This window comes from Pseudogemmatithrix spongiicola (genome assembly GCF_030623445.1).
Lineage (GTDB): Bacteria > Gemmatimonadota > Gemmatimonadetes > Gemmatimonadales > Gemmatimonadaceae > Pseudogemmatithrix > Pseudogemmatithrix spongiicola.
Genome location: NZ_CP130613.1, coordinates 3,188,469 through 3,199,779, shown reverse-complemented (window position 1 = coordinate 3,199,779; position 11,311 = coordinate 3,188,469). Strand labels below are relative to the sequence as shown.

12 protein-coding genes are annotated in these 11,311 nt (G+C 69.3%); 5 read left to right on the top strand and 7 right to left on the bottom strand.

Annotation, left to right across the window (positions count from 1 at the left end; all coding sequences use genetic code 11):
- Positions 1–690, top strand: coding sequence for a hypothetical protein (locus Strain318_RS14665; RefSeq protein WP_367886430.1), 690 nt, complete (start codon positions 1–3; stop codon positions 688–690).
- 13 nt (positions 691–703) lie between these two features.
- Positions 704–1,528: a creatininase family protein gene (locus tag Strain318_RS14660; protein ID WP_367886429.1), complete on the top strand. Its 825-nt coding sequence runs from the start codon at positions 704–706 to the stop codon at positions 1,526–1,528.
- A gap of 19 nt (positions 1,529–1,547) precedes the next feature.
- Here the strand turns inward: Strain318_RS14660 and Strain318_RS14655 are convergent, their stop codons facing one another.
- Together Strain318_RS14655 and Strain318_RS14650 are read right to left on the bottom strand one after the other, a co-directional pair.
- Positions 1,548–2,681: a carboxypeptidase regulatory-like domain-containing protein gene (locus Strain318_RS14655; RefSeq protein WP_367886428.1), complete on the bottom strand. Its 1,134-nt coding sequence runs from the start codon at positions 2,679–2,681 to the stop codon at positions 1,548–1,550.
- Positions 2,682–2,743: 62 nt separating this feature from the next.
- Positions 2,744–3,817, bottom strand: a complete 1,074-nt coding sequence (locus tag Strain318_RS14650) for a carboxypeptidase regulatory-like domain-containing protein (protein ID WP_367886427.1) — start codon at positions 3,815–3,817, stop codon at positions 2,744–2,746.
- 66 nt (positions 3,818–3,883) lie between these two features.
- On the opposite strand from Strain318_RS14650, the gene Strain318_RS14645 reads away from it, so the two are divergent.
- Entirely contained in the window at positions 3,884–4,768 is an 885-nt protein-coding gene (locus Strain318_RS14645) for a DMT family transporter (protein WP_367886426.1), read from the top strand.
- A gap of 6 nt (positions 4,769–4,774) precedes the next feature.
- Here the strand turns inward: Strain318_RS14645 and Strain318_RS14640 are convergent, their stop codons facing one another.
- The 5 genes from Strain318_RS14640 to Strain318_RS14620 are packed head-to-tail and all read right to left on the bottom strand — an operon-like array spanning position 4,775 to position 9,785.
- Positions 4,775–5,689 (bottom strand): enoyl-[acyl-carrier-protein] reductase, encoded by a 915-nt coding sequence (locus Strain318_RS14640; protein WP_367886425.1) that lies wholly within the window; start codon positions 5,687–5,689, stop codon positions 4,775–4,777.
- A 10-nt stretch (positions 5,690–5,699) separates the two neighbouring features.
- On the bottom strand, positions 5,700–6,686 hold the full coding sequence (locus Strain318_RS14635) for an L-threonylcarbamoyladenylate synthase (protein ID WP_367886424.1): 987 nt from the start codon (positions 6,684–6,686) through the stop codon (positions 5,700–5,702).
- Positions 6,683–7,882 carry a M20 metallopeptidase family protein gene (locus tag Strain318_RS14630; protein ID WP_367886423.1) on the bottom strand — a complete coding sequence of 400 codons (1,200 nt, stop codon included), beginning with the start codon at positions 7,880–7,882 and terminating at the stop codon, positions 6,683–6,685. Before Strain318_RS14630 ends, Strain318_RS14635 begins: the two co-directional genes overlap by 4 nt.
- On the bottom strand, positions 7,879–9,000 hold the full coding sequence (menC, locus tag Strain318_RS14625) for an o-succinylbenzoate synthase (RefSeq protein ID WP_367886422.1): 1,122 nt from the start codon (positions 8,998–9,000) through the stop codon (positions 7,879–7,881). Before menC ends, Strain318_RS14630 begins: the two co-directional genes overlap by 4 nt.
- Positions 8,997–9,785 (bottom strand): GNAT family N-acetyltransferase, encoded by a 789-nt coding sequence (locus Strain318_RS14620; RefSeq protein ID WP_367886421.1) that lies wholly within the window; start codon positions 9,783–9,785, stop codon positions 8,997–8,999. The genes menC and Strain318_RS14620 overlap by 4 nt, the downstream gene beginning before the upstream one ends.
- 18 nt (positions 9,786–9,803) lie before the next feature.
- Here Strain318_RS14620 and Strain318_RS14615 point away from each other — a divergent pair, with 18 nt between their 5' ends.
- Both Strain318_RS14615 and Strain318_RS14610 read left to right on the top strand, forming a co-directional pair.
- Positions 9,804–10,622 (top strand): phosphatase PAP2 family protein, encoded by an 819-nt coding sequence (locus tag Strain318_RS14615; protein WP_367886420.1) that lies wholly within the window; start codon positions 9,804–9,806, stop codon positions 10,620–10,622.
- A complete protein-coding gene (locus tag Strain318_RS14610; RefSeq protein ID WP_367886419.1) occupies positions 10,619–11,140 on the top strand; it encodes a 2'-5' RNA ligase family protein in 522 nt (173 codons plus the stop codon). The genes Strain318_RS14615 and Strain318_RS14610 overlap by 4 nt, the downstream gene beginning before the upstream one ends.
- Positions 11,141–11,311: the final 171 nt, after the last annotated feature.

The following is an 11,311-nucleotide window of genomic DNA, read 5'->3' as shown; positions in this document are numbered from 1 at the left end:
ATGCTGCGACGTCTTGCGTTGCTGGTCGTCCTCTCGGCCTGCACGCTCGAACCGCCGTTCGAGCGCAGCAATCCCTTCGATCCGGGATCGCCGTACCCGATGCGGCTGGTCGGCGTCCCGGACACCGTCTTCGCCATCGGCCAGCGGTTCCAGGCCACCATTGAGCGCGATCCGCCGATCGACCAATCCACGCTGTCGATCCAATGGCGCGTGACGGACCCCAACGACATTCTCGCGCCCGCCACGCAGCTCCAACACCTCTTCAACGGCGAGTTCCTCGCGACCAACGCGATGTCGGCGGAGCTCAAGACCCTCGCCGTCGGCGCGCGCTTCAACGAGGAAGTCGTCGTTGGCCGCAGCATCGTGGTGGGGCAGCTCGTGGACACGCTGCGCCTCTCCTGCGGCAGTGTTGCGGCGCCGGTGGCCTGCAGCGCGGTGCCGCTGGCGGTCGGCGCAACCCTCAATGTGCGGAGCGCGTCGCGCGATGCGCGCGGGTTCGCCGTGCAGGGCCTGCAGCATGCGATGGCCCGCGCCACAGTCACGCTTCGAACGCCGGGTGTGCTGAGCAGCACCTTCACGCCGAACACGACGGGCACGTATACCTTTGCAGCGGTCGCCGCGGGCAGCACGTGGCTGGTGATCCGCTCCGACCGGGCCGTCGATTCCGTGCAGGTGACCGTCACTCCGTAGCGGGGGTCGTCCGATGCTGCGTCCGTCCGTGGTTGCGTGGCTGCTCGTGTTGGGCGTCTCGACAGCACTCGCGGCCCAGCGGCCGCAGCCGGCGGCCGGTCAGCGCGGACTCGTGCTTGGCGACCTCACGTGGCTGGAAGCCGAGCAGGTGCTCACGCGCGACGCGATCGTCGTGATCCCGCTTGGCGCCGAGGCCAAGGAGCACGGTCCGCACCTGCGGCTGGACAACGACCGGACGTTGGCAGAGTACTATCGCCGGCGCGTCCTCGCCGCCGCAGACGTGATCGTCGCGCCGACCGTGAACTACCACTTCTATCCATCGTTCGTGGAGTATCCGGGATCGACGACGCTGCGCTTCGAAACGGCGCGCGATGTCATCGTCGATATCGTGCGCAGCCTCGCCGCGTACGGCCCGCGCAAGTTCTACGTGCTCAACACCGGGGTCTCGACGCTGCGTCCGCTCGCCGCCTCGGCGGAGATCCTGCGGGCCGAGGGCATCCTGTTCGAGTACACGAACATCATCGAGGTCGCGGGGGAAGCCGAGGCACGCGTGAGCCAGCAGCTGCGCGGGACGCATGCCGACGAGTCGGAGACGTCGGCGATCCTATACATGGCGCCGGAACGGGTGGACATGCGGAAGGCCGTGAAGGATGACTCGCCGCGCGGTGAAGGCGGATTGACGCGCAATCCGAGCGGACGCGGCACCTATTCCGCGAGCGGCGTGTGGGGCGACGCGACGCTCGCGACGGTCGAGAAGGGGCGGGTGATCGTCGAGGCCAGCGTGGCTGGCATGCTGCGGGAGATCGAGGCGCTGCGCGCGCGCGAGGTGCCGCGCTGATCGACGGGCGCTCGCTCGACTACCGCTTGAGCCAGATGATGATGCCCCCTGGTTCCGGCGGGCAGGAGCAGCCCGTGCTCGGGGGGAAGCGCTGGCACATGGTGCGGGAGTTCTCGCTGCCGGGCTCGTAGAGCTCGACCATCTCGACCTCGTTGGCCCGGAAGTGGTTCAGCCATCCGCCGGCACGTGACGTTGGCAGGCCGGCGGCCCCTCCCCCGGAAACGCCCGCTGGTTCGATCGACGTCGGCGTCCGGCTCATCGACTGCGCACTCACGAACCCCGAACCGGCGGTCTGCGTGACAAGTGGCTCGTAGCCGTTCAAGAGCAGGCAGGCCGTCGGTAGGTTCTGGAGCATGAGGGCCGCGCGGCTGCCGCCCAAGGCGACCCCGAGCGGCGCGGTATCCCAGCGCTCGAGCTCGTCGCGGCCGATGACCATCGAGAGCGCACCGCGAAACCCGATGCGCTGGTTCGTCTCCAGCGCGACCTGCGCCGCGACTTCGGGCGAGAACCGATCGCCACGTTCGAGAGGACGTAGCTTGATGGTGATGTCGCGGTCGATCTGCGGCACCATGCGCAGGGCGTACTGCGAGACGCGGTAGCCGCTCAGGCGGAACTGCAGGATGTACGAACCCGGATTGAGGTCCGTGAGCAGGAAACGTCCGTCCTCATTCGTCGTGATGCGGCGATTCAATCCGAGGACGTCCACGAGCACGCCGGGAATCGGCTGTCCCGCGTCGGTGGTGACGAGGCCGGCCACTTGGTTCAGGATGGCCTCCCGAATGACCACGGCATCCAGGCGCTCCGCCGTGGGCACGAGTGCGATGCCGAGGTTGAGCGTGCGCTCGGCCGGTACCGTGACCGTGGCGATGGCGGGGCGGTAGCCGAGAAAGCGCACGACGACGTCGACGCTGCGCGCCGGGAGGCCCGCGAGCACGAAGCGTCCGGCCGAGTCCGTGCGCGTCTGTATGGCCAGCGCTTCGATGCCGACGCGGGCGTCGGCGATCGGCTGGCCACGTTCGTCGCGCACAACGCCGGCGATGGCCCCGCGCGGTATGGAATCGCGCGGGGCAGGCGTCTCCTGCGCCTCGGCGACGGCCGAGACCGCGAGGAGCGCGAGAGGGAACAGCAAGCGCTGCAGTTCACCGAGTGTCATGCGTGAGTCTCCAGATGCTGACGATACCCCGTAGGGCACGGAATGTCACGGAAGGGTTTGCGTCAGCGTTGCAGCCACAGCACGATGCCGGACGGCTCCGGCGGACACGAGCAGCCGGAGCTCGGCGGGAAGCGTCCGCAGAGCGTCCGCGAGTTCTCACTGCCTTCCGGGTACAGCTCGATCAGCGCGACCTCGTCGGCGCGAAAGAAGCCGAGCCAGCCACCTGCATTGAAGAGGTTGCCGGACCCGGGCGATTGCCGCGACGACTGTCGACTCGCACTGCCGATGGTCAGCGGTTCCGAGCCATTCAAGAGGATGCAGCTTCCGCCGACTTGATTGAAGACGAGCGCGGCTTCGGTTCCCGCCAGCGCGACGCCGAGCGGTGCGCTACCGTGGCGCTCCAGCTGCTCGCGCCCGATGATCACGGCGCGCCCTCCGCGAAGTCCGAGCCGCCGATTCGCCTCGTTCGCGACTTCGACCGCGCGCGGAATCTGCAGTTCGTCCTCGAGGGACGCGGTACGCAACCGGAACGTGAGGTCGCGCTCCATCTGCGGCAGCATGCGGAGGCCGAACTGCGCCACGCGGTACCCGAGCGCGCGAATCTGGAGCACATAGTTGCCCGGCGCGAGGTCCACCAGGAGAAAACGGCCTTGGTCCTGCGTCTCGGTCTTCACGCCCAATCCGACGATTTCGATGACTGCGCCGGGAATCGGGCGTTCATAGACGTCCGTGACCAGTCCCGAGAGTTCGTTGAGCACGTAAGCCTGCACCACGACAGGGTCGAGCTCGACGGCCAGGCGGCGGAGGTCGATGCGCAGGTTCAACGTGCGATCGGCCTCGACGTCGATGTCGGTGACCGCGGGGCGGAAACCGATCTGCCGCACGAAGAGCTGGTGCCGGCCGGAGGCGATGCCGCGCAGGAGGAAGAACCCCTCGGCGTCCGTCGTGGCGCGCGCGGCGGCGGTGGGGATGACGACGGGGACGCCCTCGAGCGGGCGCCCATCGGTGTCGACCACGTATCCGGCGACGCTTCCGAGGCGCGGCACGATGCGGACGGAGCTCTGCGCAGAGACCGTCGGTGCAGGCGTGAGGGAAAGCACGCCAAGCAGCATCGCCAGCATCGGGTGGAGTCGCATCGTCACCTCCCGACATAGGCTACACCGCGGACACGCGGATGTCACGGCTTCGGATTACACTTCGGCGTGCAGCGTCGCGACGGACTGGACCTTGTCCTGCTCGGTGCCCTGTGGGGTGCCGCGTTCCTCTTCATCCGCATCGCGGTCCCGGAGTTCGGACCGATTGCGCTGGTGGAGGTGCGCGTGCTCATCGCCGCGGCGCTGTTGCTTGGCTGGATGGCGGCACGCGGCGAGCTCAGCGCCTTCCGCGGGCGCTGGCGGCAGCTGTTCATGATCGGCGCCATCAACACGGCCGTGCCGTTCGCGCTGTTCGCCTATGCGACGCGCACGGTGCCCGCGGGATTCGCGGCGGTGCTTAACGCCACGGTGCCGCTCTGGGGCGCGTTGATCGGGCGGGTCGTGTTCGGCGAGAAGCTGGGCATCGATCGCGGCGTGGGGCTCTTCGTCGGATTCGTCGGCGTCGTCATCCTTGTGGCGCCGAAGCTCAGTGTCGGCGGCGAGACGCTCGCCATCGCCGCTGCCTTGACCGGCTCAACCCTCTACGCGCTCTCGGCGCATCTCACGCGGCGCCTGCTGCCGGGCATGAGTTCGCTGGCGATCTCGGGCGGGTCGTTGCTCGCGTCGGTGGTCTTGCTTGCCATCCCGACGCTCATGTTGCGTCCGACGACGATGCCGAGTGCAGCGGCGTGGGGCAGCGTCCTCGCGCTGGCGGTGGGCGGCACGGCGCTGGGCTACGTGCTGTACTTTCGCCTCCTCGCCAATGCCGGGCCGACGAGCGCGATGGCCGTGACCTACCTGATCCCGCTGTTCGGGATGATCTGGGGCTGGCTCTTCCTCGACGAATCCGCGACCGCGACCATGCTCGTAGGCTGCGGGTTCATCCTCGGCGGCGTGGCCGTGGCGACGGGCATCGTGCGGAACTGGATGCCGGCCCGTCGCCTCGGCGATTGATCTGCGTTAGGCGCCGAATGTCGGTACGGTGGCGCCATCCACCGCCATGCCCATGGAGTGGTAGCCCTTGTCGACATACACCGTCGCGCCGGTGATGCCGCTCGCGAGCGGTGAGCACAGGAAGGCCGTCGCGTGGCCCACCTCGACGGCTTCCAACACCTCGGGCAACGGCGTGTTCGTCTGGCAGTACTTCACCATGTTGTCGATGATGCCGATCGCGCTCGCGGCGCGCGACGCGTAGGGGCCCGCCGAGACGGTGTTGATGCGGATGCCGTACTTGCGCCCCGCTTCGAACGCGAGCACGCGCGTGTCGCTCTCGAGCGCGGCCTTCGCCGAGCTCATGCCGCCGCCGTAGCCGGGAATCGCGCGCTCGCTGGCCATGTACGTGAGCGACGCGACGCTGCCCCCGCGGCGCATCAGTGGCCCGAAGTGCCGCACCATCGAGACCAGCGAGTAGGCGCTGGCGCTGACCGCCGCGAGGTAGCCCGCGCGCGAGGTCTCCATGAGCGGCTTCTTCACTTCCGGGCCGTTGGCCAGCGAATGCACGAGGATGTCGAGCGGCTGCGCCCCGAAGTCCGCCTGCACGCGTGCGGCGAGTCCGGCGATGGAGAAGTCCCCGACGTCCTTGTAGCGCTTGCTCTCGCGCAGCTCCTGCGGTGCGTCCTCGAGCGTGTCGAAGACGGCGTCGAGCGGATAGATCTTCTCGAAGTTGAGCAGCGTGCCGTCCTTGAGCTTGCGCGACTCATCCATCTTCCCGCGCTCGAGCAGGTTGAGGAAGATGTTGAGCGCCGGCGGCCAGGTGGCGACGCAGACGGTCGCGCCCGCTTCGATGAGCGCCTTGGCGATGGCAAAGCCGAAGCCGCCGTCATCGGCGACCCCGGCGACGAGGGCACGCTTGCCCGTGAGATCGAGAGTCAGCATACCCTAGAAACTACATGGGATGGGCCGCGCGTGTGAGGCGATCGCGGAGGGCCTCCCACGCGGGCTCGTCCGGCAGGTCTTCGACCAGCAACAGCGTGCAGCCCGCGGCGTCGGCGTCGTGCAGGGCGTCGTACAATGCCGCCGCATAGCCCTCGGGCGCGTCTGGCATGCGTCGTGCGAAGGCGAGACCCGCCGGCACGGCATGCGAGTGCACGAGGCAACCAATCGCTGCCGCGCCGCCGGCCTGCCGCGCTGCATCAAGCGCGGCCTGCATACGACCGATGGCCACGCGTTCGACGCGCGCGCGCGGCGCGTAGTGCCGTGCAATCATGCCCGGCGCCGGGCGTGCCGCATCGTCGCGACCGCCGCCGCGGTGGCGCGACACCGGACCGACGATGGCCTCGATCTCCTGCTGCGTGATCATCCCGGGGCGCAGCAACACGGGCCGACCACCGCTCACATCGACGACCGTGCTCTCGATGCCCACGCGCGTGTGTCCGGCGTCGAGGATCATGTCTACCGCGGAGCTGAGTCCCCGCGCGACCTGTGCGGCCGTGACGGGCGAGACTTCCGTGAAGCGATTCGCACTCGGCGCCGCGAGCGGCACGCCAGCGGCACGGATCAGGGCCAACGCGACCGGGTGATCCGGCACGCGCACGCCGAAGGTGTCGAGCCCGGCCGTTAGCTCCGACGGGACGATGGCCTTTCGACGCACCACCAACGTGAGGGGGCCCGGCCAGAACTTCGCGGCCAACGCGCGCGCCATCTCGGGCCACTCCGCGGCCAGCGTCTGGGCCTGTGCGGCGTCGGCCACATGGGCGATCAGCGGATTGTACGCGGGACGCCCCTTCGCCGCATAGATGCGCGCGATGCTTGCGGGATCGAGTGCGTTACCCGCGAGGCCATAGACGGTCTCCGTCGGCATGGCGACCAAGCCACCGGCGCGGATGATGGCCGCTGCGCTCGCGATGGCTTCCGGCGACGCGGCGACGATCATGCTGCGGAATGCAGGGCTGCGCTGGCGCGGCGCGCGCTCTCTGCCAGCACCGCCGACGCGAGCAGCAACGAGTCCTCGTCGGGATTGAAGCGCGGCGTGTGCACGCCATGCCGCTCACGGCCCTCTCGCCAGGTGCCGATGCGCATGAAGCAGCCTTCGATGCGCTCCGTGTAGAACGCAAAATCCTCGCCGCCCATGTTGGCCAGCGGCAGCTTCCGCAGCGCGTCGTCCCCGAGGAGCTCGCGTACCGCGTCCTGCGCCCACTCGGCGGCGCGCGGGCTGTTCATCAACGGCGGCGTACCCTGCGTGACCTGCACGGTCGCCGTCAGGCGATGCGCCGCGGCGACGGCATGCGCGAGGCGTTCGATCTCGGCAACGAGCAGCGCGCGCGACTCCGGTGTCGTGGCGCGGATGGTCCCGCCGCACGTCGCGGTTTCCGGAATGACGTTCGGCGCCGAGCCTGCGTGCAACATGCCGACCGTGACGACGCCGGGCAGCGCCGGATCGAGCCGGCGCGAAACGATGGTTTGGACGTCGCTGACGAAGGCCGCCATGCCGACGATGGGGTCGTGCGTGTCCTGCGGGCGCGCGCCGTGGCCACCCTTGCCGTGGAACGTGATCTCGAAGGTGTCCGTGCTCGCCGCGAGCGGCCCGGGCGTTGCGACCACCTGGCCGACCTCGAAGCGCCAGTCGACGTGGCCGCCGAAGATCGCCCCGACGCCCTCGAGTGCGCCGTCAGTGAGTACGCGCGGTGCGCCTTCCCCCAGCTCCTCGGCGGGCTGAAGCAGAACCCGGACCTCGCCCACCGCGGGCTGCTTGGCGATCAACAGGCCCGCGCCCACGGCCCACGCCGCGTGCATGTCGTGTCCGCAGGCGTGCATCACGCCGGCGTGCATCGACGTGAACGGCAGTCCGGTCTCTTCCTGGATCGGCAGGGCATCGATGTCCCCGCGGATGGCGACCGCCGGGCCGGATACCGAGCGACCGGGGATGTGCGCGACGAGCCCGGTGCTTGCCGTCTCACGGATGTCCGTGATGCCGATGTCGAGCAGCGCTTCGCGCAGGCGCGCCTGCGTCTGCGACTCCTTCCAGGAGAGTTCGGGTCGGCGGTGCAGCGAGCGGCGCAGTTCGATCAGCAGCGTTCGCTCGGCATCGGTGAACTGCGAGGTGATGGATTCCGGCAGGGCAGGGGTCACGCGCGAAGCTCCTCCGTGCGCACGGTCAGTGCGCGGATGCGGGCGTCGTCCACGGCGACACCGAGTCCCGGGGCGTCAAGCGGGACACGCACCATTCCGTGGGCGTCCATGGTCCATTCGGGTGTGACGACGTCCTGCGTCCAGTAGCGAGCGCTGGGTGAGAGATCGCCCGGCAGGGTGAAGTTGGGCAGTGAGGCCAGCGCAACGTTGTACGCGCGGCCGATGCCGCTCTCGAGCATGCCGCCGCACCACACGGGGATGCCGTGTTCCTCGCAGAAATCATGGATGGCGACGCTCTGCGCGAAGCCGCCGACGCGGCCCGGCTTGATGTTCACGATGCGCCCCGCCCGCAGCGTGTGCATGTCCTGCGCACGCTCGAGCGAGGTGATGGATTCGTCGAGGCAGAGCGGCGTGCGGAGCCGGCGCTGCAGCTCCGCATGCCGCACGAGGTCGTCGTGGGCCAGCGGTTGTTCGATCATCATCAGGTGCAGCGCATCCAGCTGCGCGAGCCGGTCGGCATCGGCGAGCGTGTAGGCGTTGTTGGCGTCGGCCATGAGATGCGCATCGTCACCGACGGCGTGGCGCACCGCGGCCACCCACTCGACGTCGCGGCCGGGCGCAATCTTGATCTTCACCTTCTGGTACCCCGCAGCCAGCGATTCGGTCGCCTTGGCCACGAGCGTGTGGATGTCGCGCTGGATGCCGAGCGAAATGCCGGTGGCGATCTCCGTGCGCGTGCCGCCGAGGAGGCGCGCGAGTGGCAGGCCGGCCTCCAGCGCCGCGAGATTCCAACAGCCCATCTCGAGGGCGGCCTTGGCCATGTTGTGCCCACGCACGTCGCGCTCGAGCAGCGCGTGCACGTCGGTGTGCGCGACCGATGCGCCGAGGAGCCGCGGCGCGAGCCAGCGCACGATCGTCGGCCACGCGGTGTCGATGGTTTCCGACGAGTAGTTGGGCGCGTCATCCACGACGCATTCGGCCCATGCATGTGCACCGGCAGCGTCAAAGAGTTCGAGCAGCAAGATCCGACGCTCGCGCATCTCGCCGGACGAGATGCGGAACGGCTCGCGCAGCGGCAGCCGGATTTCGCGGAGGACGATGCGGTCGAGTCGGATCACGGGGCCGTCCGGGAAATCAGGTAACTGCCGCCGTCATCATCGGCGACGAAGCCGGCCACGTGATAGCCGTGGCCGAGGTAGTGCTGAAAGGCAGCGCGCGTGCCGAAGCGCCAACGCCGCGCGGCGTCGAGATCGGTGGCGGCGAGTGCGGTGATGTCGCGCGGGGCGCGCACGACGACGTGCGTTGCGTCCGGCCACGCGGCGGCGGGATTGCCGGCGGCATCGACGGCTTGCACGGCCTCCGCAGGCAGGCCATGGAGCGGCGCCGCCGCATCGACGGGATCCACTGCCCAAGCCACCACGAAACGGTCGGTCGGCATGTCGCCCTGCAGCGGCGAGTTCGTGCCTTCGCCATACATGGCCGGCACGAACTCGCGCACGCGTGCGCCCATGCGCGCGAGGTTCAGGTGCGCGTTGCGTGCGACGAGCGGATCATACGTCCAATAGATGTGCTTGATGCCCAGCGCGCGGCAGTGGTCGCGCTGGAAGGCCTTAAGCTGCTCGCCGAGGTGCTGGCCGCGGGCGTCGGGATGCACCGCCAGCATGTCGGACCAATGCATGAGCTCCCCGTCCTGCACACCGGTGACGCCGAACACGAAGCCGAGCATGCGTCCGTCGGCGTCGAAGGCGCCGGCGCAGACGCCGCCCGTCTTCTGCGCGACGAGCAGCATGGCGGCGGGAATCTTCTCGGTGAAGCCCTGGCCCCAGGTGAGTTCCTGCAACGCCACGCACTGGGCGCGGTCGGTGTGCGATGCGAACGGACGGATGGTGTACGGGGATGGCACATAGCTAAACTAGGCAACGTGAATCGCCTCCGCCTCCTGCTCGCCCTCGTCTGGCCGCTGAGTGCCGCTGCCCTCGGTGCCCAAGCCGCTCCTGCGGATTCCGCGCCGCGCCCTTCACCGGCGTTCGGGGCGCCGGAGCTCCGTGGCTTTGCGGTGGCGTTCGCCGCGGGCGGGCTGGCGTACTTCGCCGACCAATCGGCGCGCGACGCGGTGCGCGGCAGCGGACCGCAGGGGTCCGCTGTGCTCGACGGCATCGCCGGCTTCGGGAATCCCTATGGCTCGCCGGGCGTGATGGCATTGAGCGCCGCGCTCTACGGCGGCGGGTTGCTGGCAAAGCGTCCCGTGATCGCGGCGAGCGGTTTCCGCGGGCTCGAGGCCATCGGCGTGAGCGGCCTCGTGACGGCCACGATCAAGGGCCTCGCGGGCCGCAAGCGTCCGGAGATCTCGCCGGACGACCCGGCGAGCTTCGCATGGCTGCGCGGCATGCGGGAGGGTGGGGACTATCAGTCCGTACCGTCGGGGCACGCGACGGCGGCGTTCGCGTTCGCCACGGCTGTGCACCTCGAAGTGAGGCGTCGCGCCCCGCAGCACGCGCGCCTCGTCGGCATCTTGGTCTACAGCGGCGCCGTGGCGACCGCGTACGGCCGCATGCACGACGACCGGCACTGGCTCAGCGACGTCGTCACGGGGGCCGGCATCGGCAGCGTGACGGCCGCGGCAATCCATCGCTGGCATGCGACGCGCGCGGCGGATCCCATCGACGGGTTCTTTCTCAAGCCCGTGCTCTCGTCGCGGCAGGGCGGCGTCGGCGTGGGGTTCTCGGCCAGCTTCCGGTGAACGGGATCTTCATCACGACGGAGCTGGAAGGCGCGCTCGCCGAGCGCGTGCACGCGCTGCAAATGGAATTCGACCCGAAGATGGCGCGGGCGTTGCCGCCGCACATCACGCTCACAGGATCCTCAGGAGCCGGGCCGTTGCCGCCGGATACGCCGGTGGCGCTGATGCGCGAGAAGCTCGAGCCGGTGGCCGCGCGCACCGCGCCGATCACGCTGAGCTTCGGGCCGCCGGAGCGCTTCATCGGGCGCAACATCGTGTCGCTGCGCCTCGATCCGCACGGCCCGCTGCGGGCGCTGCACGAGGCCATCAAGCAGTGCGGGTTGCCGTTCCAACCGGCGCGCTGGCCGTTCACGCCGCACTGCACGCTGAACCTGTATCCCGAGCTGACGCAGGAGAAGTTGCGCAAGATGATGGCCGTGCGGATCGACGAGCCATTCACGGTGCGCACGCTCAAGGTGTATCACACGCGGGAGCCGCAGCCGCCGACGCTACTGTTCCAGCTGCTCCTGCGCGGCTGACGGCACGGGCAACGGCTGCCACAGAGGCACGGAGACACAGAGGTTGCACGGAGAACGGCAACTACTCCTCATCGCGGAGACAGGAAACGCGACTGAAAAGCTTCAGGGGGCCGCGCCGATGGCTCGGTGCGGACCCCCTGTTCTTACGGTGCTGTTCTCTGTGAAGAACTC